Source organism: Enterococcus sp. LJL98 (assembly GCF_054871745.1).
On record NZ_JBTXLU010000006.1, the window covers coordinates 38,992 to 64,842 of the forward strand.

Annotated in this window: 22 protein-coding genes; 18 read left to right on the forward strand and 4 right to left on the reverse strand. The window is 40.0% G+C overall.

All coding sequences use genetic code 11. The features are described from left to right. Positions 1-33: 33 nt before the first annotated feature. The 5 genes from recQ (at position 34) to ACYSNO_RS06295 (ending at position 6,082) form a co-directional block, all read left to right on the forward strand. Entirely contained in the window at positions 34-1,797 is a 1,764-nt protein-coding gene (gene recQ / locus ACYSNO_RS06275) for a DNA helicase RecQ (RefSeq protein ID WP_461730309.1), read from the forward strand. A 118-nt stretch (positions 1,798-1,915) separates the two neighbouring features. After that, entirely contained in the window at positions 1,916-2,593 is a 678-nt protein-coding gene (locus ACYSNO_RS06280; RefSeq protein ID WP_461730211.1) for a response regulator transcription factor, read from the forward strand. Then, positions 2,586-3,980 (forward strand): ATP-binding protein, encoded by a 1,395-nt coding sequence (locus tag ACYSNO_RS06285; protein WP_461730212.1) that lies wholly within the window; start codon positions 2,586-2,588, stop codon positions 3,978-3,980. The genes ACYSNO_RS06280 and ACYSNO_RS06285 overlap by 8 nt, the downstream gene beginning before the upstream one ends. A 56-nt stretch (positions 3,981-4,036) precedes the next feature. Further along, complete coding sequence (locus tag ACYSNO_RS06290) at positions 4,037-5,428, forward strand: ABC transporter permease (RefSeq protein ID WP_461730213.1); 1,392 nt, start codon at positions 4,037-4,039, stop codon at positions 5,426-5,428. A 12-nt stretch (positions 5,429-5,440) separates the two neighbouring features. Beyond that, complete coding sequence (locus ACYSNO_RS06295; RefSeq protein WP_461730214.1) at positions 5,441-6,082, forward strand: ABC transporter ATP-binding protein; 642 nt, start codon at positions 5,441-5,443, stop codon at positions 6,080-6,082. Positions 6,083-6,147: 65 nt separating this feature from the next. On the opposite strand, the gene ACYSNO_RS06300 is transcribed toward ACYSNO_RS06295, so the two are convergent. Both ACYSNO_RS06300 and ACYSNO_RS06305 read right to left on the reverse strand, forming a co-directional pair. After that, the gene (locus ACYSNO_RS06300; RefSeq protein ID WP_461730215.1) at positions 6,148-6,720 is read right to left on the reverse strand and encodes a beta-class carbonic anhydrase; all 573 of its coding nucleotides are present in this window, start codon (positions 6,718-6,720) and stop codon (positions 6,148-6,150) included. Continuing rightward, the gene (locus ACYSNO_RS06305) at positions 6,717-7,418 is read right to left on the reverse strand and encodes a YoaK family protein (protein WP_461730216.1); all 702 of its coding nucleotides are present in this window, start codon (positions 7,416-7,418) and stop codon (positions 6,717-6,719) included. Before ACYSNO_RS06305 ends, ACYSNO_RS06300 begins: the two co-directional genes overlap by 4 nt. Positions 7,419-7,616: 198 nt before the next feature. On the opposite strand from ACYSNO_RS06305, the gene ACYSNO_RS06310 reads away from it, so the two are divergent. Both ACYSNO_RS06310 and ACYSNO_RS06315 read left to right on the forward strand, forming a co-directional pair. Then, on the forward strand, positions 7,617-10,094 hold the full coding sequence (locus tag ACYSNO_RS06310; protein WP_461730310.1) for a vitamin B12-dependent ribonucleotide reductase: 2,478 nt from the start codon (positions 7,617-7,619) through the stop codon (positions 10,092-10,094). A 24-nt stretch (positions 10,095-10,118) separates the two neighbouring features. Further along, positions 10,119-10,685, forward strand: coding sequence for a cob(I)yrinic acid a,c-diamide adenosyltransferase (locus tag ACYSNO_RS06315; protein WP_461730311.1), 567 nt, complete (start codon positions 10,119-10,121; stop codon positions 10,683-10,685). A gap of 84 nt (positions 10,686-10,769) precedes the next feature. Here ACYSNO_RS06315 and ACYSNO_RS06320 read toward each other — a convergent pair whose 3' ends face one another. Beyond that, positions 10,770-12,422, reverse strand: coding sequence for a PucR family transcriptional regulator (locus tag ACYSNO_RS06320; RefSeq protein ID WP_461730217.1), 1,653 nt, complete (start codon positions 12,420-12,422; stop codon positions 10,770-10,772). A gap of 143 nt (positions 12,423-12,565) precedes the next feature. Here ACYSNO_RS06320 and ACYSNO_RS06325 point away from each other — a divergent pair, with 143 nt between their 5' ends. The 6 genes from ACYSNO_RS06325 to ACYSNO_RS06350 are packed head-to-tail and all read left to right on the forward strand — an operon-like array spanning position 12,566 to position 19,449. Further along, entirely contained in the window at positions 12,566-13,453 is an 888-nt protein-coding gene (locus ACYSNO_RS06325; protein WP_461730218.1) for an oxamate carbamoyltransferase subunit AllH family protein, read from the forward strand. Then, positions 13,413-14,942: an acyl-CoA synthetase FdrA gene (gene fdrA / locus ACYSNO_RS06330; protein WP_461730219.1), complete on the forward strand. Its 1,530-nt coding sequence runs from the start codon at positions 13,413-13,415 to the stop codon at positions 14,940-14,942. Before ACYSNO_RS06325 ends, fdrA begins: the two co-directional genes overlap by 41 nt. A gap of 1 nt (position 14,943) precedes the next feature. After that, positions 14,944-16,386, forward strand: a complete 1,443-nt coding sequence (locus ACYSNO_RS06335; protein ID WP_461730220.1) for a YlbE family protein — start codon at positions 14,944-14,946, stop codon at positions 16,384-16,386. Beyond that, entirely contained in the window at positions 16,376-17,509 is a 1,134-nt protein-coding gene (locus ACYSNO_RS06340) for an ankyrin repeat domain-containing protein (RefSeq protein WP_461730221.1), read from the forward strand. Before ACYSNO_RS06335 ends, ACYSNO_RS06340 begins: the two co-directional genes overlap by 11 nt. Positions 17,510-17,511: 2 nt before the next feature. Further along, positions 17,512-18,960: a cytosine permease gene (locus tag ACYSNO_RS06345; RefSeq protein WP_461730222.1), complete on the forward strand. Its 1,449-nt coding sequence runs from the start codon at positions 17,512-17,514 to the stop codon at positions 18,958-18,960. A gap of 21 nt (positions 18,961-18,981) precedes the next feature. Beyond that, on the forward strand, positions 18,982-19,449 hold the full coding sequence (locus tag ACYSNO_RS06350; RefSeq protein ID WP_461730223.1) for a nucleoside deaminase: 468 nt from the start codon (positions 18,982-18,984) through the stop codon (positions 19,447-19,449). A 337-nt stretch (positions 19,450-19,786) separates the two neighbouring features. Here the strand turns inward: ACYSNO_RS06350 and ACYSNO_RS06355 are convergent, their stop codons facing one another. Then, entirely contained in the window at positions 19,787-19,951 is a 165-nt protein-coding gene (locus ACYSNO_RS06355) for a hypothetical protein (protein WP_461730224.1), read from the reverse strand. Positions 19,952-20,718: 767 nt separating this feature from the next. Between ACYSNO_RS06355 and ACYSNO_RS06360 the strand changes: the two genes are divergently transcribed. From ACYSNO_RS06360 to ACYSNO_RS06380, 5 genes are all read left to right on the forward strand, one after another. After that, positions 20,719-22,365: an ABC transporter ATP-binding protein gene (locus ACYSNO_RS06360; protein ID WP_461730225.1), complete on the forward strand. Its 1,647-nt coding sequence runs from the start codon at positions 20,719-20,721 to the stop codon at positions 22,363-22,365. Between the two features lie 877 nt (positions 22,366-23,242). Next, a complete protein-coding gene (locus tag ACYSNO_RS06365) occupies positions 23,243-23,692 on the forward strand; it encodes a GNAT family N-acetyltransferase (RefSeq protein WP_461730226.1) in 450 nt (149 codons plus the stop codon). A 54-nt stretch (positions 23,693-23,746) separates the two neighbouring features. Continuing rightward, positions 23,747-23,971: a hexameric tyrosine-coordinated heme protein gene (locus tag ACYSNO_RS06370; protein ID WP_461730227.1), complete on the forward strand. Its 225-nt coding sequence runs from the start codon at positions 23,747-23,749 to the stop codon at positions 23,969-23,971. Between the two features lie 129 nt (positions 23,972-24,100). Beyond that, on the forward strand, positions 24,101-25,201 hold the full coding sequence (locus tag ACYSNO_RS06375; protein ID WP_461730228.1) for a VOC family protein: 1,101 nt from the start codon (positions 24,101-24,103) through the stop codon (positions 25,199-25,201). A 12-nt stretch (positions 25,202-25,213) separates the two neighbouring features. Next, positions 25,214-25,810 carry an alpha/beta hydrolase gene (locus ACYSNO_RS06380; protein ID WP_461730229.1) on the forward strand — a complete coding sequence of 199 codons (597 nt, stop codon included), beginning with the start codon at positions 25,214-25,216 and terminating at the stop codon, positions 25,808-25,810. Positions 25,811-25,851 lie beyond the last annotated feature (41 nt).

The window sequence follows — 25,851 nt, forward strand, 5'->3', positions numbered from 1 at the left end:
AAAGCCACTCAAATATCAAAGGAGGATACCTTTATTAACAAGCAACAATTATTAGCAGAAAAATTTGGCTATTCCGCCTTTCGACCAGGGCAAGAGGCCATTATTAATAAAATTTTACAACACGAAAACGTGTTAGGAATTATGCCGACAGGTGGGGGGAAATCAGTGTGTTACCAACTGCCATCATTGATGTTAGAAGGATTGACCTTAGTGATTTCTCCTTTGATTTCACTGATGAAAGATCAGGTAGATCAACTCAATGAGATGGGAATTCCAGCAACCTATATCAATAGTACCCTCACACAAGAAGAGACCAACCAACGCTTTCGTCAAGTCGGCCAAGGAGAAGTTAAACTACTCTACGTTGCACCCGAACGTTTAGCCAGCTACGACTTTCAGGAGCTCTTGCGTTACGTCGAATTAAGCTTATTGGCCGTCGATGAAGCCCACTGTATTTCGCAATGGGGACACGATTTTCGTCCCAGTTATTTAAGTGTGGCTGAAACGATTCAGCAGTTTGATCAAAAACCACCAATTGTTGCATTAACGGCCACTGCGACGCCACAAGTGGCTGAAGACATTTGTCAACGGCTAGGGATTCCAATGGCGAATGAGGTCAAAACAGGTTTTTCCCGTGAAAATCTCGCCTTTCAAGTGGTGAAAAACCAAAAAGACGTCTACTTGTTAGAATATCTACGATTGAATCAAGAGCAATCGGGCATCATCTATGCGAGCACGAGAAAAGAAGTTGAACGCATCTATCACTTGTTGCAACACCACAAGATAAAAGTGGGTCGGTACCATGCAGGTCTGAGTGAAATCGAGCGCTCAACGAATCAAGAATTCTTTTTATTTGATCGTATCCAAGTAATCGTTGCAACGAATGCCTTTGGAATGGGGATTAATAAAAGCAATGTGCGCTTTGTGATTCACGCCCAAATGCCTGGGAATATTGAATCTTACTACCAAGAAGCTGGCCGTGCGGGGCGAGACGGTTTGCCAAGTGAGGCCATTTTACTCTACGGGGCCCAAGACATCCAGATTCAGAAATTTTTTATTGAACAATCGGAATCAGACATCACTTATCGCCAAAGCGAACATGTGAAATTGCAGGAGATGAACCAGTACGCGCACACGCAAATGTGTTTGCAAAAATATATTTTACGTTACTTTGGGGAAACCAATCCTCAAGACTGCGGCCAATGTAGCAACTGCTTGGACGAACGAGAATCAGTGGATATTACTTTAGAGACGCAAAAAGTCCTTTCGTGTGTCAAACGGATGGGGGAACGCTTTGGCAAATCACTCGTTGCAAAAGTGCTTGCCGGCTCGAACGATCAAAAGGTCAAGCAATGGCGGTTTCATGAACTACCGACGCATGGTTTAATGCACGACTGGACCCAAAAAGATTTGTCCAGCTTGATTGATTACTTAACCGCAGAAGGCTACCTAGTGCCATCTGAAGGGCAGTTTCCGACACTCGCCGTTTCGAGTCTCGGCGTTCAAGTTTTATTAGGGAAAATACGAGTCTCGCGGAAGCAAAACCTTGTGAAACAAATTCTAGCGGATGATGCACTCTTTGAACAGTTACGTAGTCTACGTTTAGAAATTGCACAAGCACAAAACTTACCGCCTTATATCATTTTTTCTGACCAAACCTTAAAAGAACTGGCCGAAAAGCAACCGCAAACCACCTTAGATTTTCTTGATATTAAGGGCGTTGGGCAAAATAAATTGGAGAAATACGGTGAGGCGTTCCTAGCGGTGTTAAAAGCAGCAAACACAAAAACAATGTAACCAGTGCAGGGCTCAAGCAGGAAAGGCCTCCCTAAGTCAAGTTTGAGTGGGAGGATTTTAATAGCGAACCTTCTTCTTGAAGCCCTGTTTTTCTAAAAATAGACAGAGGAGGGCAGCAATGTCGATAAAAATCTTTCTTGTTGAAGATGATGAAATGACTCGTGAAGGAATTGAGGCCTATTTGTTAGCAAAAAATTATCAAGTGATGGTTGCAGCAGATGGCGAACGTGCTTGGAGTCTATTTAAAAGAAATTCCTTTGATCTTGTCATTTTAGATGTGATGTTACCCAAAGAAGACGGATTCCAAGTATTGCAAAAAATTCGAAAAGTAAGTGAAGTCCCAGTCTTAATGTTAACAGCCATGAATGACGAATCCACACAAGTATTAAGTTTTAATTCGCAAGCAGACGACTATATGAGTAAACCTTTCTCGCTCGTTGTGTTAGAAAAACGAATCGAAGCACTACTGAAACGAACAAAAAAAGCAAAAGAATTGAAACTTTGGCATAATCAAGACGCCTTCGTTGATTTTGTAGGCTACCAAGGAATGTATCAGGGGAAAGTAGTTGATTTAAAGCCCAAAGAAATTCAAGTGTTAAAATTGTTGATTACGCACAAAAATCAAGTCTTGTCACGTGAACAAATTTTGAGCAGTCTATGGACGGAAGACGAAGCACCACTGGATCGAGTGATTGATGTGTACATTAAAAATCTACGAAAAAAACTCGGGTTGAATTGCCTAGTCACAGTCAAAGGGGTTGGCTATAAATACGAAGAGAGTAAAGAAAATGAGTAAACTAAAAATATTACCGAAAACATTTATTTACACCATTACAATCATGGGGGGAATCGTTTTATTTGTTCATGCATTGATTTACTTTGGTCTGCCACGGTTTTACTACCAGCAAAAAAATCAAGATGCCAAAGTAGAAATGAGGAACTTGGTTGAACAAATTCAAAAGACGCCCGCCGATCAAGTGCTTGAGAAATTAGCTAATTACGCGGTGAAAGAAAATGTGAATCTTCATCTACGACTGAACGGTCAAACAAATTATGATTTTCAAGGGTTTACGCCGTTGAAGATTGAATACAATGGCGCATCACTGAACGCGCTCCCAATTTATGTACACGATGGCACCGGCAAAGTGAGCCCGATTATCGTTATTCAGGAACAATTTAAAGCGCATGGACAAACCTATGAATTGCAATTAATGTTGAATACCCAGCCAATTGAAGAAACAAAGCAAATGACGTTACGGTTACTCCCCTACACCTTGCTGTTGAGTTTCTTACTCGCCTCTCTTTTTGCCTATTTGTTTAGTCGTCTTTTAACAAAACCGATCAAAGAGGTACTGATTGGAACCAAAAAGATGGAACAACTACAACCAGGAGCCTTCATTCAAGTCTATTCAGCAGATGAAATGGGTGATTTAGCTGCGCAGATCAATGACTTATATGAAAAATTATGGAAAACGATTGATTCTTTGGAAGATAAAGTTCGGATTTTGGGCGAAGTAGAGGAAGAGAAAATCCAATTTCTACGAGGTGCCTCGCATGAATTAAAGACCCCTTTAACGTCACTTAGTATTTTGTTAGAAAATATGCAGTTAAATATCGGCCCTTATAAGAATCGAGAGGTCTATCTAGACAAATCCCTTGAAATGGTCAGACAATTGTCAGAAATGCTTCAAACGATGTTGGAAAGCAGTCAATTAACGACGCTCCCTTTAACCGAAAGTCCTTTAACAAACATTGCGACGATCTTACAAACAACCATCGGGGACTATGAGATTTTGGCCAAATCGAAACAGATTGACTTACAAGTAACAATTGAAACAAGGACATTGATGTACCCAATCCCCGCCAAAGAATTGTCAAAAGTTTTTTCAAATCTCCTTTCAAATAGTATCCATTATACAAAAGCAGGTGAGACGGTAAACATTCAATTGACAGAAAGAACATTTTCGATTGAAAACACGGGCGTGACATTTTCTGAAGAAACACTGCAACGATTGTTTCAACCCTACTATCGCCCCGATTTTTCAAGAGAGAAACATGCGGGAGGAACAGGACTGGGCTTGTATATCGTAAAAACGATTTTAGAACACTATCGTTGCCCTTTTTCCTTTTCACCAACAGACAATAGTGTAATTTTCCAAATAACATTTAATCATTTCATATAGGTTTCATATAGGCTTGTTATCCTCTTCTTGTCAATAAACAAGAGGAGGATTTTTCTATGTCAATGTTTCAACGCGCATGGTTTTATATTCTTAGGAAAAAAGGAAAAACCGTGATTATGTTTTTTATTTTATTTGGGATTGCTACAGCAACGATTAGTGGTGTCGCCATAAAAAAGGCAACAAGTGTATCTAGAGAACAAGCGAACCAATCGCTGAATTCAAATTTTAGTTTAAGGCAAGACCCTAGTTCAGGCTTAAGCGGCACACGAGGATTTGGGAATGTGCCAGGTTCTTTGGTTGAAGAAATCAAAAAGAATCCAGCCATTACCGGTTACGACGCCAAGGCACTCGGTGAAGCACAGTTAACGGATTTTGAACAAATACCCTTAGAATCGGAATCAATTCAAATAAGTCCCGAACAAATTGAAAAGTATAAGAAGATTATTGATATTGAAGGAAGTTTCAATTCAAAATTAGATAATAAATTTGAAAGTAAGCAGTTAACTTTAACAAAAGGACGTCACTTGACCCCTCAAGACAAAAATAAGGTATTAATTCATGAAGACTTTGCTCGGGCAAATCAGCTCGAACTGGGGGATATGCTGAATCTAAATGCCAGTCCCTATCAATCGATTAATCCTAATTTCGATGCAAAAAAAGATCAAGTAATTGGAACAGAAATCATCGGTTTATTTAGTGGGAAAAACGAAGGAAATCCGATTTATAGCAGTGATTTATATGAAAATATTTTTTTTACAGATTTAGAAACAGTGAAACAGATCAATCAATTTACAGATGATACCTTGCCTTATCAAGAGTTGAAATTTTATGTTAAAAATCCTAATGAATTAGACAAAGTACTTAAAGAAGTGAAGAGTCTACCCATCGATTGGGAAAAGTATGAACTAATGGATTCAAGTTATACCTATCCAGGAATGGACGCTTCTTTGAATAGCATGGATCAGTTAATCAATAAGATGTTGATTGGAACGATTGTGATTAGTGCGGCAATTCTATCTTTAATTTTAATTTTTTGGATCAATGGGCGAATTCATGAATCTGGCGTATTGCTGTCGATAGGGATTTCAAAAGTAAATATTATTAGCCAATATATTTTAGAGCTCTTTTTGATTGCCGTTCCAAGTTTTATTTTATCCTATTTTTCTGGTCAGCTCATTGCACAAAATATTGGAAATCAATTAGTGGAACAAGCCAAAGAACAAGGCGAAGCGATGATTCGGCAAGGTTTTGGTGGGATGCCGCTTGGTTCTGATGCAGGCTCCAATCTATTAACAAAGACGATGGATCATCTAGATGTTTCCATTCGCTTAAGCGAGATGCTTAATGTTTGGTTCATTGGGATGCTAATTATTGTCGTCTCTGTGTTGATTGCTTCAACATTTATTATTCGTTTGAAACCAAAAGAAATACTATCAAAAATGAGCTAAAGGAGAAAAATGATGACACAACTATCGTTGAACAATGTTTCTTATGCCTATAAAAATCGTGAAGAGAAATATGTTTTGGATCAAGTAAATATGACCTTTGAAGCGGGCTGTTTTTATGCAATCTTGGGGCCTTCTGGTTCGGGAAAGTCAACACTGCTCTCACTATTGGCAGGTTTAGATGAACCAAGTGCAGGTCAGATCACAATTGCAGGTCAAGACATTAAAGAAAAGGGCTATCACTACCATCGAAAAGAGCAAGTTTCAATTGTCTTTCAAAATTACAATTTACTTGATTACTTGACGCCACTAGAAAACATTCGATTAATTAATAAAAAAGCAGCCCCACAAATTTTGTTAGAATTGGGCTTGAATGAAAAAGAAATTCACCGGAATGTTTTACAATTATCCGGTGGGCAGCAACAACGGGTAGCCATCGCTCGAGGGTTAACTTCAGAGGTTCCGATTATTTTAGCGGATGAACCTACGGGAAATCTCGATGAAGAAACGGCAGATGAAATCACCAAAATTTTACAAGAAACTGCACATCTACAAAAGAAGTGCGTTATTGTAGTGACTCATAGTAAGGCACTCGCCAAACAAGCAGATGTTATTCTTAAATTAGAAGATCGCCGTCTAGTGACACTGAAAAAGTAAACAAAGAAGAAAAGAGCCGATAGTGGATGTCGGCTCTTTTCTTCTTTTTCGTTAGGTGCGAATTATTAAGCAAAGGTTTCGTTTGTTTCGGCTACTGCCCGTAGTTTCCCTGTTTTGGGATTAATGACAAAACCACGCACTTCAACATCTTTGGCAATTAAGGGATGCTGCTGAATGGCATTGACAGTTTTGGCAACAGAATCTTCTACATGTTCAAACCCCTCTAACCAACGTGCAGTATCAAAGTCATCGGTATTAAACGTCTCAAAGGCTTCCGTTGTGATTCCGCGTTCTTTCATTTTTTCAATGAGTGGCGAATTATCTACATTACTCATCCCACAATCATCGTGACCGATGACCATGACTTGTTTAATATCAAAGGCATAAATCGAAACAACTAAACTACGAATGGTCGATCCAACGGGACTTGTGACCATCCCCCCTGCATTCTTAATCGTTTTGACATCTCCGTTTTTAATTCCTAATGCCGCAGGAAGCAATTCTGTAAGGCGGCTATCCATGCAAGTTAGAATGGCCAGTTTTTTATTTGGATTGCTATCGGTTAGGTAAGGAAGGTACTCTTTGTTTTCTACAAAGGCTTCGTTGTAAGTTAAAATTTCATCAAAAACGGGTTTCATTTGTCATCCTCTTTTCGGTAGCGTTTCGTAAACGCCTGATTTTTTTGAGTGCTTCTAACTATTATAATAATAAAAATTAAAAAAAGTAAAATAAAAAGAACTCCTGCAAACAAGCTTTTTTTCGGAACAAGGGGTTGGAGAATCCCTGCTAAAAATGCTCCAGACACGGCAACGGTCCAAATAAGAAGGTCTAGCATCGGCGCTTTCCAAGGTTTTTTCTTTTGTAACGCTTGGGAAATATCCGTACCTAAGGAATGCAAGACCCCTGAAAAAAACGTCCGACCGATGATTTTCTCATCGACTTGAATTTGGATTGCATTTTGTAAGCCCATGGCAGTAGTGAGCGGTAAATAGGACCATTCGTCTTGAAAATCAAAATGAATCATTAAAAAGCTACAAAAAACAAGGAAAGTTTCTGTGGATAAAATCGCCAATAAATTTTCTCTCGGAAAGCGACTTTTGATGAGGTCGCCTAAAAAAGCGCCAAAAACAAAACTCAAAATTAAAAAAAGATAAGGCAAAGCTTGAATAAAATCAGCTTCTGCTAAATAAAAAGCAAGACGCGTGGAATTGCCACTCATAAAGGAGAGAAACATACCTCCGATACCGAATAAACCTAAAATATCAATAAAGCCAGAAAAGCCACTTAAAAATAAAGCTAAAATAATTTTTCTTTGACGTTGTTTGTTTTGAATCATTTCCCTCACCTCCAAATAAATATTATAGCTTGGAATCACGAGAAAAGCCTTGCTATCATTGAGAATCATTCTCAATTGCGATGAGTGACAAAGAAAAACTCCCTTGTAAAATACAATATATAGTATTATAATCGTTTGAAGAACACAATATATAGTGTTTATGAAGAATTAGGAGTGTTTGCAATGATTAAAGAACAAATGGCACGTTTAAATCCCATCCTTTCAAAATTCTCAGGAATTTATCCAATAGAAGCGTCAATGACTCAAACATTTTCAGGTATTTCTCGTTTAATTATGCTTGATCGTTACGCTGCAAAAGATCCAACCGGAGAAACAATTGTGTTAGGGGACTTGGTAGTCCTAACGACACGGCCGGACCCACAATACCCTTCCAGAGGGCTAGGGAAAGTCGTTGCGATTTCGGAAGAGGGGTTGACGATTGAAGTGGAAGAAGCCTTTCGAAGCGCCTTAGCACAAACCGATGAAGAAGCAAGCGGGCAAGTCAGCCGATTGCTCTCGGAAGTAGAAAAGCCCCTCGAATTGTATTATGAGCAGATTGCCAAGCGCGTCGCACATGGGATTGCCAAAGAAGAAACATCTCCTGCGAACTATGCGAAAGCTTTTGATGCATTTTATGAGCAGTTGCTTCAACAACAATTGATTCCAGCTGGTCGAGTACTCTACGGCGCTGGAACAGACTCGCAAGTGACTTATTTTAACTGTTATGTGATGCCTTTTATCCACGATTCACGGGGCGGTTTGGCGCGTCACCGGCAAGAAGTCATGGAAATCATGAGCCGGGGTGGCGGCGTTGGGACGAATGGTTCGACTTTACGCCCACGGGCCGCTATTGTACACGGGGTTAGCGGAAAGTCTTCAGGTGCGGTCTCTTGGCTCAATGATCTGGCTAACTTAACGCATTTAGTCGAGCAAGGGGGCAGTCGTCGTGGGGCTCAGATGATTATGATGGCTGATTGGCATCCAGATATTTTTGAATTTATTTTGGCAAAAATGCAACAACCGGCAATTTTGCAACACTTGATTCAAACAACTGAAAATGATACGATCCGTCGTTTAGCGAAGGAGAAACTGCAATTTAAACCACTGGATTTTGATGAACAAGCGGCGCTAGAAAAAATAGTGGCCGCACAAGAAGCGCTGGGTTTGAACGATCATCCCTTTGTGCGCACTAGTAAGCAAAAGTTAGCAGATGGGGGAACCTATCATGTCAACCAACCTGATTTTTTATCGGGAGCCAATATTTCCGTCTGTTTAACGAAAGAATTTATGGCCGCAGTTGAAGCCGACACCACGTATGCCCTTCGCTTTCCGGCGGTCGACCAGTATCAAGCCGAAGAAATGGCCGATTATGATGCAAATTGGGCCGAGGTTGGCGATGTTCGCGAATGGGAAAAAACAGGACGTCGCGTGAAGGTATACCAAGAAATTCGCGCACGTGAATTATGGGACCTGATTACGTTTTGTGCAACTTATTCAGCAGAACCAGGAATTTTCTTCATCGATAATGCGAACGAAATGACAAATGCCACGGCTTACGGTCAAAAAGTAGTAGCGACCAATCCTTGTGGAGAACAACCGTTGACTCCCTACGCTGTTTGTAATTTGGCAGCCATCAATCTAGCGAAAATGGTGAATAAAGAGACGAAAACCGTAGACTTCGATCGATTAGTCGCTACCGTTCAAACGAGCGTACGTTTTCAAGATAATGTCATTGATGCGACGCCTTACTTCTTCGATAAGAATGAAAAACAAGCGAAAGGCGAGCGTCGCGTGGGCCTGGGAGTCATGGGATTGGCAGATTTATTGATTTATTGTGAACAGACCTATGGTTCAATCGAAGGCAATCAACTCATTGATCAAGTCTTTGAAAAAATAGCTGTAACCGCCTATCAAACGTCTATTGAATTGGCAAAAGAAAAAGGAAGTTTTCCATTTTTAATTGGGCAAACAGAAGCCGAAACACAAGAGTTGCGCCAGGCGTTTATTTCTTCTGGTTACATGAAGCAGATGCCAGAAGCCATTCGACAAGGCATTTTGCAACACGGCATTCGCAATTCGCATCTATTGACCGTAGCGCCGACCGGTTCGACAGGAACCATGGCAGGTGTTTCCACAGGTCTCGAACCGTATTTCTCTTTTTCTTATTTTAGAAGTGGCCGTTTAGGGAAATTCATCGAGGTGAATGCTGAAATTGTTGAAGAATACTATGCCAGCCACCCCACTCAAAAAACAGACGCGTTGCCAGCATTCTTTGTATCAGCGATGGATCTAAGCCCGACCGCCCATGTTGGTGTTCAATGCGCGATTCAACGTTGGGTGGATAGTTCCATTTCGAAAACGGTGAATGCGCCAAAAGGTTCAACCGTCCAGCAAGTGGCGGAAATTTACCAAGACTTATACCGTGGAGGAGCCAAAGGAGGGACCGTCTATGTCGATGGCAGCCGTGACTCCCAAGTCTTGACCTTAGAAGCAAAAGAAAATGAACAAGTCGTCTTAGAAGAAACAACGGAAAAGGACGAAATTTCAGACCTTCTTGGACCAACAGAAGAGTTGCTAGGAGAAGTTTGTCCGATTTGTCAAAAAGGCACAGTCGAAGAAATCGGAGGATGTCAAACGTGTACCAATTGTCAGGTACAGTTACAATGTGGTTTATAAAATGGGAAGGACTGGAGAATGAAAATGAAAATTTATACCAAAAGTGGCGATCAAGGAAAAACGAGTATTATTGGTGGCGAACGGATAAAAAAATCAGATCCTCGTGTACGCGCCTATGGTAGCGTGGATGAAGTAAACGCTTGGGTCGGAGAAATAATCGCACAATTGACAGACGAATTTACTGATTTAAAGGCAGAACTAGAACAAATGCAAGTCTTGCTTTTTGACATAGGGACCGATTTAGCTACGCCTGAAGGAATCCGAGAATATATTGTCAACCAAGCAGATTTATTACGTATCGAAGGGCTGATTGACGCCTATACGCAGGAATTAAAGCCGATCGAAAAATTTATTTTACCAGGTGGTCATATACTAGCGAGTCGTTTTCATATCGCGCGTACGGTGACACGCCGCGGAGAAAGAGAAATCACACAATTAATTACAGATGGTGTCCCGATTAATCTTCATGCCTATAAAGTCGTCAATCGTTTATCCGATTTGTTTTTTGTACTTGCACGTTACATGAATCAAGTGTATGAAATCGAGGAACCCTTTTACGAACGGGCAGGGAAGGTCTTTTACAATGAGTAAATGAACGGGTTTGAATGTGGAATAAAACCAATACCAAGAGGCTGTGACAGATGTCGCAGCCTCTTTGTTCTAAGCTATCAATCGTTAGGACTCCTCTGGGTATTCTTGTAAAAAGGCCATCGCCAATTGCAATGGAAGAATATGCTTGGCGGTTTCCAGCGAGTAGCCAAGCAAACCCTCGATTTTTTCTAAACGATAAAGTAACGTATTTCGGTGGATAAACAAGGCTCGTGAAGTTTCAGCCAAGTTTAGCTGGTAATGTAAATACGCGCGGAGTGTTTCGAGTAAATCGCCTTTTTTCCCCGATGTTCCCTGTAGCGGAGCCAAATAGTGTGTGATAAATTCTTGAGCGACCTCGTTTGGCACTTGTTGTCGTAAAAAGAGTTCGAAATAATAGTCCTTGGCAAAATACACTTGGCTTTGTTGCCGTTGTTGATAAGCCATCATTTGCTTGGCTTCTCGATAGCTTTGCTTGATGTTTTCGATGGGTTGTTTCGTGCCGACAAACACATTCAAACAAGAGTGTGGCGGTAAGCTGGTAAATAAATACTGGTGAAAGTCTTGAAAAAATTGTTTTTCGCGCTCGTCTTCTTTTGCAGTATCGGTTGGTGCCCGACCAACAAGACCAATGAAAGCTTCGGCTTGTTTAAAAATATGAATGGTCGGATAAGTCGGGTGTTGAAAGAATTGCGCAGCGGATAAACTTTTGCGAATGGCTTTTTCTTCTGCATATTTTTGCTGCACTAAGCTTTGACTTTGGTCGTTGGCGACTTCAAAAGCCACAATAAAAACCGTGTAGGGAATCTCGTAATTGAATTCGATATTAAATGCGTTTAATTCTTCAATTGAATGATTGCCAAAAAGCAATTCACGATAAAAATCACGCCGCACTTTATTTTGAATCCGATTTTTTTCATTTTGGTGAACAATTTCTAAAGCAACGGTTAGCGCCATGTGTTCTAACGCGAGATAATCTTGGCGAGTCAATTCTTTCCGTGTTTGAAGGACAATCAAGTAACCATAGGTAATCTCATTAAAAAAGACGGGCAAAATCACCCCACTCGTTTGATCTTGCAATAAAAAAATCGAAGGATGTTTGAGGGTTTGAAATTGTCCGGGTAGTGATTGAAAGGCATCAACATCAAAAGTCTTTTGATGTTGATCGGCGAGTAGATAAGGCGAAAAGGCTTCATCTACAACTGGAGTGAGCAGATGCCAATCATTACTCGTAATGAGGACAGGATTTCCAAGTAAGGCTTCTAATTTTTCTTTTAATTGGGCAATGCTCTTTCCTTGTAGACCGTATTCTAAAAATTTTGAGCTGAGGTCTAGCGCTAATTGGTTGGCTTCATTGGCTTTACTTGAAAGAAGATTCATGACGGTATTTAAAATCTTTGAAAAAGCCATCCCGTAAGGAATTTCAATTAATGGAATGCCTCGTTCATTGCATTCACGTAGAAGTTCTGGTGGCAAAGGCGTTAAGTAGACTTGTGGCTTAATACAAATGCCGGCGATGTTTAGCCGATCAAAGTGGGCCAAAAAATCAGCCATGGCTTGTGGTGTTTCTTTAAAAAAGTAGCCGGATGTCACAATCAGTTCTCCAGGCGTTAACCAATCAGCCGCTTTTGGATTGTCTAAAATATTCACTCCTGTAATATTGTTTGTTCCCCCTGATTTACCGGCTAAAAGTTTAAAATCTTTCGTGAATGGTAGGGTTAAAAAGGTCGTGACGTTCATTCATTTTTCCTCCTCGTACGTTTTTGGTTAAAATGACTAAAAAAATATCTTTTTTTCAAGTAGAACATCTATAGAAAAGCGTTTTCATTCAAAGTATCATACAGTTGTAGTTAGAAAATAAACATTATAGGAATGTGAGTGGTATGGCTTACTATACAGGGTTCATCGGAGAAAAATCAAGTGAAAGCTTTCAAAATCAGACCATTGAAGGAGAAGTTGTTCAGATTTTTGAGCAAACGATCAATATTGTACTAAAGAAACAATTTCCAAATTTACTTACGATGGGGAATATGCACATGCGAGCCAGTCCGCAAAGCCTGGCCTTTCCTTCTTTTTCAAGAATTCGAGCAGGTTTAAAAGTTGGCGATGCTTGCCTGTTTCAAGCAGGAACACGACTGCTTTTTTCTGACTGTACTTGTTCGTTGGAAGTGGTTAAAGAAACGTCACTTTCTGTCAATCGAAATCGGATAGATGCGGCGTCATTTCGGCGTAAGCAAGCATTTTTAGAAGCGACCTTGCTTGAAACAAATCAGCATCAACGGCAAGCAGGCTTCGTTCCATTTTATCAACGATTCATCCAAGTGAACCAACAATTACAAACCGCCCTCATCGCAAGCGATTGGCTACAGGTAGAAGAGCAAGTACTGCAACTCATTGGCTTAGGTATGGGTCTGACGCCTTCGGGCGATGACTTACTAACAGGGCTCATGTTGATCCTCTTTAATGAACAAAACTTGAAGGAAATAATTGTTCGTGCATTAGAAAGAACCAATTCAATTAGTCAACACCAATTATTTTTTGCGAGTCAAGGTCGAGCGAAACCAAGTGTTTTAGCAGTGATTCATGAACTGTATCGATCAGGGCAAGCAGATGCAGCATTTGAAAGCGCCGTGATGGAGACGCTCGCAATTGGCTCAACGTCTGGTCATGATTTATTAACTGGCGTGGCAAGTGGGTTACAAATTCTCAGCAGAAAAGGAGCAGAAAAAAATGAATTTAGTCGTGAAAACAATTCCCAATCGTTACATTGATTCCGTGTCCTTAATGGCCTTGTCGACCAAGGCCAATCAAATTGACGGGATCGATCAAATCATCCTTGCGATGGCAACAGATATGAATAAAGAGGTCATGAAAAACGTTGGCCTTTTCAATGAGCAAGTAGAAAAAGCCCTTTCGAGTGATCTGTTAATCGTAATGAAAGTGAAAGAAACAAAGGATGAAGCAGCGATTTTAACAGCGGTTGAAGGCTTACTAGATAAGAAAGAAAAAGTTGATTTTCAGACAGGGCCGCATCTTTCAAAGACCATTCATGAAGCGCATGCGCACGATGATACGACCAATTTCGCTTTTATTTCAGTTAATGGGCATTTCGCTGCACGTGAAGCGCAACAAGCGTTAGATAATCATTTACACGTCATGTTATTTAGTGACAATGTTTCTGTAGAAGATGAGATTCATCTAAAAGACCAAGGCCTTGCCAAAGGTCTCTTGGTGATGGGGCCTGATTGCGGCACGGCAATAATCAACCATATCGGTCTAGGGTTTGCCAATCACGTTCGCCCAGGGAACATTGGGGTGATTGGGGCTTCAGGTACGGGTTCACAAGAAATAGCCGTCCGTATCCACGAATTCGGCGGAGGGATCTCTCAATTGTTAGGCGTCGGTGGCCGTGATCTCAGCGAAGCCGTCGGAGGGCGAATGATGCTTGCGAGTATGCAATTGTTGGAGGAAGATCCCCAAACAGCAGTCATCGTACTTGTTTCAAAGACACCTGCACCTCGTGTGGAAGCCAAAATCATCGAACAAGCAAAGGAAATGAGCAAACCCGTGGTGGTTTGGTTTGTTGGAGACATGCAAAACCGGGTCGAAGAAAATGTCCATTTTGTCGACTTATCAAAAAATGCCGCTCTAAAAGCCGTTGCACTCGCGGGCATCGATACGAATCAATTGGATGTACATCCTCTAAACTTGCCACTAATTGCGGAAGTACAACAAAAATTGACAGGGGAACAAAAGTACATTCGTGGCTTGTTTACTGGCGGAACCCTATGCTCGGAAGCATATTTTATTGCTAAAGAAAAATATACAAATGTGTATAGTAACACGACAGACGATCTCATGCCGGACCTTTCGCAAATGCATACGTTTATTGATTACGGGGCAGATGAGTATACAGATGGCAAGCCGCATCCGATGATTGATCCAAGCAACCGAATCGAAGGCTTTAAACAAGTGGCACAAGATCCGAGCGTGGGGGTTATCTTACTCGATTTCGTTTTAGGCTACGGCGCCCATCCTGATCCAGTTGGCGCCATGGTCCCAGCAATGATGGAAGCCAAGGAAGCTGCAGAAAAAGCGGGCCGCCATCTAGAAATTATTGGTTACGTTTTAGGCACACCGCTAGACGAGCAAAATTTACAAGAGCAATTAGCCAAACTCGAAAGTACCGGTGCCACCTATGCAAGTAGCATGCAAAATGCGGGCTTATTAGCACGAGAATTTGTAGAGAAAGGTGAATAAAATGAACCCATTACTAAATACGAAACTAAACGTTATCAATGTCGGATTCGCAGGATTTCATGAAGATATCTTGGCTCAAGGTGGCCAAAGTACACAATTAGACTGGGCGCCTCCCGGCTATGGCAAAGAAGCCGTTTTGGCCGCTTTAAAAATTTTAGAAAAACCAGAACACGCGGAAAAAATCCAAGCCGCGAACCAGCGGGTCTTCGAACGCATGACGTCTTCCAGTATCTTTTTAACCGGTTATGCTCCTGCTTTAGAAGTCGTCCCCGGCATGAAGAAAAATATGATTTTGCACGCTGGACCACCAATCACTTGGGAAAAAATGAACGGACCGATGCAAGGTGCTGTTTTAGGTGCCGTTGTCTTTGAAGGATTTGCTGAAAACCTAGAAGAAGCGCGTCAATTCGTTGAAGCAGGTGGTATCGAGTTTCGCCCTTGCCATGAACATCAATGTGTCGGATCAATGGCCGGCGTCACCTCAGCATCCATGTATATGCACATTGTCGAGAATCGGACGTATGGCAACGTCGCATACACGAATTTAAGTGAACAATTGGCAAAAATTTTACGCATGGGGGCAAATGATGAAACCGTGATTGAACGACTCATTTGGATGCGCGATGTTTTTGGACCGATGCTAGCAGAAGCGATGACCTATATTGAAGGAGGCATTGATTTACGCTTGCTCGTTTCAGAAGCCGTGCACATGGGTGATGAGTTACATAATCGCAACGTCGCAGGAACCGTGTTATTAATGCAGGCGATTACGCCAGGAGTGATTCAAACGAAATTTTCGGTGGCTGAACAAAAAGAGGTCTTTGATTTTATTGCCAGCAGTGACTACTTTTCCGGCCCAACTTGGATGGCCTTTTGTAAAGCCGCTTTAGATGCTGCAGTTGGTACAGAAGAATATAGTTCAATTGTGACAACCATGGCCCGAAATGGCACCGAATTTGGGATTCGTTTGGCGAGTATGCCGCCTTCTCAATGGTTCGTTGGTCCGGCACAAAAGGTGATTGGCCCGATGTTTGCCGGTTATACGGAAGCCGATTCTGGCTTAGATATTGGCGATAGCGCGATTACAGAGACTTATGGCTTAGGTGGTTTTGCAATGGCTGCTGCGCCAGCGATTGTCGCTTTAGTTGGTGGAACTGTTGCCGATGCGATGAATTACACCCAATCAATGGAAGAAATTACAACCGGACAAAATCCGAATGTCACCATCCCGGCTTTAAACTTCATGGGATTGCCAAGTGGCATTGATCTAATAAAAGTGATTCAACGCAACACCTTACCTGTCATTAATACGGCCATTGCACATAAAGAAGCCGGGATTGGAATGATTGGTGCGGGAATTACCTATCCGCCTTACGAGGCATTCACGAAGGCAATCATCGCCTTTAGTAAAAAATTTAAGTCAGGTGAGGAAAATGGAAAATAGCACAACACTTTTTGAAATCTTGCAACAAACATCCCAAGCAAAAATCTTAACTGACTTAGCAGCTGTAAAACATTGGGATGTTCAGGTTGTCAATGAGCGAGGCCAATCTCCTCTACATCTTTCTGTGATGAACAATCAACTGGCAGTGACTGCGTATCTGTTAGGCAAAGGGTTTGACCCGAGTCAAAAAGATCAGACACAACTTTCCCCCTTTATTGCAGCCGCTGCAAACGGCTTTGATCAGCTGTTTTCACTGATTTTGGCTTTTTCGCCGGAATTAAAGCAAGTCAATCGTTTTGGCGGAACCGCCTTGCATCCATCTGCTGAAAAAGGGTTTATCCGTGTCGTTCAAAAAGCCCTCTTAGCCGGTGTTCCTGCAGATGAGAAGAATCGATTAAGCTGGACGCCCTTATTAGAAGCAGTCATTTTAGGAAATGAAGGGTTTTTATATCGTGATTTAATTATCGACCTATTAAATGCCCAAGCCGATCCAAGCATGACCGATGATTTTGGTCTGGATGCAGTGAGTTATGCCAATCGACTCGGGCATCGAAATATCGCAGAACTATTGCATCAAGGGGAAAGACTGGATGCTTTTGCCGAAATTCGTCAACTTTTACGAGAAGAAAAGCACCCTCTTGCACTCGCAAAACTAAGTCAAATGCCAAGCAGCTTGGAAACGACCTATTACTTAGGTCGAACGTACGAACAACTAGGAGAGGAGGAAAATGCGACTTATTACTATGAACAAGGGTTGACTACTTCACTCGAATTTGCTTATTACTTAGCGAATTTAGCGAAAAAACAAGGAAATCAGGAAAAAGCACGTGCGTATTTTATCAAAGGAATTCAAGGAGCCAAGCAACCGACTTTTTATTTGTATCATTTTTCAAACTTTTTGCGAGAAATCGGTCAACATGAAGAAGCACTCCAAGTGATGGACCAACTTCTCGAAAAAGACCAGCAACGAGTCGATTATTTATTTCACAAAGCCAATAGTTTCCGTAGTTTGGGACAACATCAAGCCGCATACGAAGCGATGGCACAAGCCCATCAACTTCAACCGAAAAACACCTTATATTCTGAGCACATGGCGCAGTCAAAAGAATTAATGGAGGCATAGAAATGGAAAATTCATTGGATCCAACAAACAAAACAGGCCCGGTAATGGAAGAGATTGACTTCTCTTCCGTCTCCGAAGAGCTCTTACCGAAAACGGCTGAGGAGCGCGATTGGGGAATCGGAAAGTTTACAACACTATGGATGGGTTCCGTCCATAACATTTTGTCTTACATGACCGTTGCAGGTTTCTTCGCTTTAGGTTTAAATTCCAAGCAAGTTCTCGCTGCGGTGATGACTTCAGCTATTATTGTTTCGATCTTTTACGTGATAAATGGTATCGCTTCCGCCAAGTATGGCATTCCATTTACAATGGTGTTACGCAGTGTTTTTGGTCAGAAGGGTTCGATTTTCCCGGCCCTTGCTAGAGGGCTGATTGCAGGAGTAGTTTTCTTTGGTACCCAAAGTGTCGTGACTGCAAAAGCAATGGATGTGATTTTTGCCCGCATCTTTCCTAACTACACCGCTATTGGTGGTGGCGGGCACCTTTTTGGACTACCCATCTACACGGCGTTGAGTTTCTTCTTGGTTTGGATTGTGACAGTTGGTCTTTTTATGGGTGGGACAAAGGTCATCGATAAGCTTGGGACTTATGCCTCACCAGTTGTCTATGTTTTTATCGTTTGGGCTGCTGTTTGGGCGATTCAAACGGCAGGAGGTTTTTCGAATGTTTTAAATTATACACCGGACAATCATCAGTTTAATCTCGTTTTATTTGTTACGTGTGTGAGCGCGCTTGTTTCGAATTGGGCCGGTCCAATTGTCAATATGGGAGATTTTACGCAACGTGCCAAAGATTTGAAGTCGATGATTATCGGTTTGCCTTTAGGCTTTATGTTATCTTACGTGTTGTTCGCGATTACTTGCGTGAGTTTATTTGCTGGAACCGCGATTGCTTTTCCTGAAATCAAGGAATTTGATATTGTACTGGCGATTAATCAAATGAACTCATCTATCGCTGTCATCGTCTTAATTATGGCTTTAAACTTGGGGGCAACGGCCTTCGTTGTTTTTGGAAACTTGTTCCCGGCTGGGTTGCAGTTAACCTCCCTCGCTCCTAAAATGTTCACCGTCAAAACAGGTGGCATTTTAACCGGAATTTTGGGCGTCTTAATTTTCCCGTGGATTATTATTAACCATCTTTTCTTGTTCTATAGTTTTATTGGCTCTATGTTTGGTCCAATCGCGGGGATTATGATTTCTGATTTCTTCATTAATAAAAAAGGCCAACTGAATTTAAGAGAAATCTATGCGCCAGCAGCAACGGATCAATACCGCGACTACAATCCAAGAGCAGTAACCGTTTTGATTATCAGCTTTAGTTTATCGATGGTAGGGGCCTTTTTCCCACAAGTGGCCTTTTTAAAAATTTTAAACAATTTCGCCTTCTTTTCAGGTTTAATTAGTTCGTTTGTTTTGTACACCATTTTAACCATTCGTCATGAAAAAAAATAAAATAAAAGGAGTGTTTTAAACATGTGTCATTCTATGAATGAGTATTTTCATTTTGCTGCGAAAGCAACTGTTGAGGGAATGAAACGCAAAGATGGAGGGCCTTTTGGTGCGACCATCGTTCGAAATGGCGAGGTTGTTGCCGCCGTAGGAAACACCATGATGCGTGATACCGATCCATCCGCCCATGCGGAAATGGTCGCCGTTCGAGAAGCTTGTAAAAAACTAGGTACCATGGATTTGTCTGATTGTGAGGTGTACGCGACTTGTGAACCTTGCCCTATGTGTGTTGGGGTGATGATGTGGGCCAATATTAAAAAAGTTTATTATAGCAGTACACGTGAAGATGCAGCTGAAAATGGCTTCTCCGACATGCATTTACGCCACTATCTCGATGGCAGCGACCCAGCAGCCTTTGACATGGAGGCGATTGGTCCAAGAGAAGAATGTGACCAATTGTGGCAAGTTTTTAAGGAACTCAATCCAGAGTAGACGCTTCATTTTTGATTTTGTAAAAATTTAGAGAAAAGGGGGCTGTGGCATTTGTCACAGCCCTTCTTATTTTACGAATATTTGACGGTTAAACGGGCAACAAAAGCCTGCTCTTTCGGAAACTTTATGAAATGCAAGCAATCGAAAAAACCAATGGTTCACGTATCCCTTAAGTTTCTCGGGGCAATCGGCTGTGGGCAACCTTTTTCTTATCGGTGATTTGAACAATGTTGGTGCTGTGAAGCCAACCCCAAAAAGTTAGATTTTTGGTTTAACTTTTTGGGGGGCATTTCAGATTGAGTTCGAATCCTAAATCATGGACTTCTCGATAAATTTATTAGGTATCGTATCCTTTATCAAAAGAAAGGTAGGTTTGTTCCTCTTTCGTAGACAACAAAGGTACCGTCTTATGAATCGTTGGAATTGCCAAACTGATATCTGAAGCGAAGGGCGATGCGATATCCATATCCATATAAAGAATGTATTGGTTTTTGGTAGACACAGCTAATGTTCCTTTAAGGTCGGTTGTTGTACAATAGACATAGGGAATCCCTCTTGTGAGTATTTGTCTGGCTAGACAGCCTCATTGTATCATTTGGAGAGATTCCTTTTTTGCATCTTTTGAAAGAGTTGGTGTATCAATGGATTGAAGGCATAAATAATTATGAAATTGGTTCGACTACATATCTTCTATGGTTTATCGAAAAAAATAATCATATGGGCATTTTTATTTTTATAAGAACAACTAAATTAGTGCTTTCAGGTTATACATAAATATATTTATGATATAATTTAATTGAGGTTAACGATATATGATATGAGAATCTAGAAATTATTTTTTAGTTTATTAAGTAAGCGCTTTAACAAATTGGAACAACTGTAAATCAAGGGATATTTTATGTTACTAATAGAGATTTTTATTGGCGTAATCCCGGAAGTGGAGGTGGTAATGGTGGCGTTATATACCCTTCTAGTAGTTCACGGAACTATTCAGTAACCGATTCTTGGAGTGCGTATTTCTCTTCACTGCCACCATATGCCCTCACAGATGCAAAGGTAGCTGTGTACGGGATGGATGGAACAAGGACAGTTTCTGCTTACTTTGGTCTTTCGTTCCAAAAATACTTTATAGCCTATGTAATTAGTCTTCCTATAAACACATCGTATTTCTAATGTACCAGTTTACATATTAAAGTATCCCTCGGGGGAGGGGGGACACTTGAGTACAGTTTATGATAAGTTAACGAATTTACTTGATGAGGTTGAAATATGACAACAAACCAATTAATAAGAACTATAAAATATAAAACTAAAATAATATTTAACATTATCTTACAAATAATTATATCATTTAGTATACCATGGCTGAATCAAATAATTATTGATGATGTATTGCTAAATAGGAACTTAGATCTTATTTGGAAAATTAGTATGAGCTATGTATTGTTTGCACTAATAAGCGTGTATTTACATATCGTTTTACCAAAATTAATGATTAAATCAAAAGAATTAATAAGTATGAAACTAAGAATAGATTTAGTTAAGAAAATACAAGAAAATGAGGTTAATGATTATCCAATTTCCGATAGAGGTAATATTCTTACTCTGTTGGATAATGATGTTAATCGAATTTCAGATTTTTTGATTTTTGGTATTAAAGATATCATTACTCAAATTTTGAGTTTGACTATTACTATCGGTATTTTATTGTATATCGATTGGAGAATTGGACTCATATCAATTTCTGTTATTCCGCTCTATCTATTACTGCCTGCAATATTTAAAAGTAAATTAGTTATTTTAAATAAAGAAGTTCAGAATAAAATTACAAATATGAACTCTCTAATTCAAGAAATATTGAGTGGTATTATGCAAATAAGAATTTTTAATAAACAAAAGTATTTTCTCGAAAATGTAGAAAACATTTCAAATGATCTTATTAATACAAGAGTAAAATACGTAGTTATACAAAAATTAGCTAGTGCGACAATAATCATTTATTGGTTGGTTATGTTGATGGTTTTATGGATAGGTGGTTATCAGGTTCTAAATGGACAATTAACAATAGGTGTGTTATTGGTACTCATAAATTATATTGACCGAATTGAGTGGCCTGTAGCAAGAATCTCAGAAATCTACTCGGAGTATCAAAGTTTTCTAGTATCAAAAAACAGGCTAAATGATATTTTAGAGAAACCTTTAAAAGAAAACTTGAACAAAAAAATAAAAGTAGATGAGATTGAAGAAATCTATTTTGAAAATGTATCTTTTGCTTATCCAAATTCTAAAAAAAATATATTTAAAAATACAGAAATTTGTTTAAAAAAAGGAGACTTTATTTGTGTAGTTGGTGATAGTGGGTCAGGAAAATCTACCTTTTTAAAACTATTATTTGGGTTTTACCCGTCAACAAAAGGACGTATATCTATTAATGATAATGATATACAAGAAGTTGATCTAATAAGCTTTAGAGAAAAAGTTGGCTATCTTTCTCAAGAAAATTACTTATTTGAGATGAGTCTGCTTGATAATATTCTGCTCGGTTCGGCTGAAATAGTATCTGAAGAGGAAGTTTACTCAGCGGCAAAGCGAGCAGGTGCTCATCAATTTATAAAAGAATTGGATAGAGGATATCAAACAGTATACGGAAAAGATGGAGTGAATTTATCACAAGGTCAAAAACAAAGAATAGCTCTATCTAGAATATTTTTAAGAAATCCGGATGTCATAGTTTTAGATGAGCCTACTTCAAGTTTAGATAATAAAATTACTGACCAGATCATAGAGTCTATAGTAAATAATTATGGAATAGATAAAATTGTACTATTCATTACTCATAATACCGACAGTATTGAAAAATTTAATAAAATAATGAAGATAGATAATGGGAGAGTTAGAATAGTAAATGAAATATAAAAAAACAAAAAATATTAATATATAATAATATTTTTTTGTTTTATGTTTGGATGCTTTTAAAAATCGTCTCCAAGAAGCAGCTAGATAGGGTTTTATTGAATCTATCTAAAAAAACTCTCAAAGTCAAATAGTGTCAAGAGCGGGTTAAAAATTTAGGTTTTGGGGTGAGAACATTATCTTGGACCATTCAAACGCTGGTCCCAATATAATGTCTGTATACCATTGGCTCTTTCCACCTAACGATATTTTTATTCTTTCTTTATTATTCCACTCAAAATACTTATCTAGTTGGTTAATAAAATGTTCTAGTGAGCTATTTATCCAGTTCTTCAATTACGACCGGGTTCTAAATAATGTCGAGTGCTCGTTCTTTATCTACCTGTGAAAAAGCCTGTTTTCTTTGTCGTTGAGAGCTTAAATACCCAGTCTCCAAAAATTCTTTGTGCCAATTAATTAAACTACTACGCGACAGGTAGTCTAGATCTAAGATAACATCAGTGTAAAATCCTTCATACTTTGGTAAAAGTTTAATGGCTTTTATTTTTTATTCGGGTGTAAATATATTATTCTTCTGACTTGTTAATCGAAGATAATGTCTGCACCCCCTTTTCCTACATCTTACTACTGCCCTTTACATCAATTATCCACTACTCCTCGTTACCTATGATGGAAACAGGTCTCATCATAGGTAACGAGATTAATCGGACATAGTTGAGGTATTTTTAATGAAAAAATATTAATAGCTGCTTGTCAAAAATTCAAATCTTTTTTCGACCTCAAATAACTTGACACATACGCTTCACGATTCTTTGTGTGGGAGCTTTTATTTTTATGTTAAAATGGATTGATGACGATTGAAGAGAAAAGGAGAAATGACATGCAATTTCGTAGGTATCAAGCTGCTGATCAAGCCGCAGTGCTCGAACTGATTCAGCAAACCATCCGTACGATAAATATTCATGACTACACGGCGCATCAGGTTGCCGTTTGGTCTGCGATCGATGAGAATCAATGGGCGAATTCACTCACCCATTCGTTGGCCTTCGTAGTGATGGAACAAGCGCAAATTATTGGTTTTGCAGATCTGACTCCTAACGGTTATATCGATCGCTTTTACATTCACGCGGATTATCAAAGACGTGGTGTGGGACAAGCCCTGCTGAAAAAAATAGAAGCAGCCATCGCAACAACACGGTATTCAGTCGCCGCTTCGATCACGGCCCGTCCCTTTTTTGAAAGTCAGGGCTATCAAGTAGTCCGTGAAAATCAAGTGACTTTAAGAGCAGTGATGTTTACGAATTACTTGATGGAGAAAGTTCTCACCTGAAATAAAAAACGAATGATGGTAGAATAGAAGTAGATTGAAAGAGGAGGGAAAACAATGGATATTTGGTTACATTCATTAATTACTGAGACGCCACAAGAAGGTTTTGATTTGGCTATTACGCTGTCACGTAAAGGTGTAGGGTATGTGCAATCCGATCCAGTGGTCAAAGAAAAGTTGCGTGAGGAATATGCGAATAATGCAGATAGCTTAACTTTTGCTTCCCAAGTCATTGCCATTAACTTTCAAACCGTTGCGGCGGCCAATAATTATTGGAAATAAGTCTTTTTTCTTTTTCTCTGCTCCTGATTTTTGAGGAGCAGTTTTTTTCTTTTCTCATTGAAAGCAAATGATTTGAATATATCTCGAATTCGTAATAATATACAACTAGAACGAATGGGAGGGAAAGAAATGTTAAAAACAACAGGCATCCATCATATTTCATCGATTGTCGGCCATGCACAACGCAACCTGGATTTTTACGCGGGGATTTTGGGGACACGTTTAGTCAAAAAAACCTTAAACTTTGATGACAAAGAAAGCTATCATTTATATTATGGCAACACGGATGGGAGTACGGGACTCATCACAACTTTCCCTTGGACAGATGCAATTGAAGGTAGAGTAGGCGATGGTCAAGTTGGCGTGGCAAGTTGTGCAGTGCCGACCGCAAGTTTTCCTTTTTGGAAGGAACGTTTCGAAAAATTTGAAATTCCACATTTTGAATATACACGTTTTGGTAAAAAGAGAATGGGGTTTAAAGATCCTGATGGGTTGGAGTTAGAGCTCATTGAAGGCGACGATTCTCATGAACAATCTTGGGCATTTAACGGCATCGAAAAAGAAGATGCTTTTATCGGAATTCAAAGTGCTACGCTGTATTCGCGGGAACCAGAAAAAACCTTGCAAATGTTCGTGGAAGTTTTGGGCTATGAGAAAGTTGCTGAAGATGAGGAAATGATTCGCTTAGTCGTGCACGAAGGTTTGGGTGGTGCCATTGAACTCAATAAAAAACATCGCCGACCTGGGAGGATGGGCATTGGTGCCGTCCATCATATCGCTTTTAAAGTAAAAGAAACGGAAATCGAAGCTTGGCGGCACAAGCTGATTCAAGCAGGTCACTTACCAACTGAAATCAAAAATCGTAAATACTTTAAAGCGCTGTATTTTAGAGAAAAAGGTGGCATATTAATTGAACTATCAACCGAAGGACCGGGCGTATTAGTCGACGAGCCATTAGAAACACTGGGAGAAACACTCTTAATTCCCCCTCACTATGCTGCAAAGACGCCAGCGATTCTGGCAGATTTAATGCCGTTACAGGTTCGTCCAATCGAGAAGATGGGGGAATACGGTTATCGAAATCGTTATGAATATGAGATTTTAGAAAAGAAAAAGGAAATCAAGCATCAGATCAAGCAATTAAAAGCCAGACAAAAAGAGCGGGCGCTGACCCAAGCAGAAGAAAACGAGTTGCAGCTTTTGCGTCAGCAAGTAACTAAGATAAAGTAAAGGAGTAGAGAAATGAAACATATTCAGATACCAGGAAAAAATAAGCATGTTCTCATCTTATTACACGGAACAGGTGGTAGTGCCTCTAGTTTGTTTGAAGTCGGACAGTTTATCGATCCAGAAGCGACGATGATTGGCTTTCAAGGAGAGGTAGAGGAGCAAGGGATGGCACGTTACTTTGCTCGATACCACGACGGCACTTTTGACTTACGAAGTTTAGCCAGTGCAACCTATGATTTCCAAGATACTCTAAAGAAAGTCATCAAACAATATCAGCTAGAAAATCATGAAATTACGGTGATTGGCTACTCTAACGGGGCCAATTTGGCTTTGAATGTGTTAAAAGAATTTGAACAGGCTCCCTTTCATCGTGCGTTCTTATTTCATCCGTCGCCGGTTCGCCCCACGATTCCATTGAAAGCGCAAAAAGACTTACAAGTACTCCTCACGAGTGGTGCCAATGACCCTTATATTTCAGAAGCGCAATTTCGTACTTTAAAGCAAGCCTTTAGTGATGCAGGAATTGCGGTGGAAGTCTTGCACCATGCATACGGGCATCAATTGATTCAAGAAGAATTGGACCGTGCCAAAGCACTCGTGATCCAATAAAAAGAAATCCTGTTAGATCAAAGAGCCGAGCTCTTGTTTAA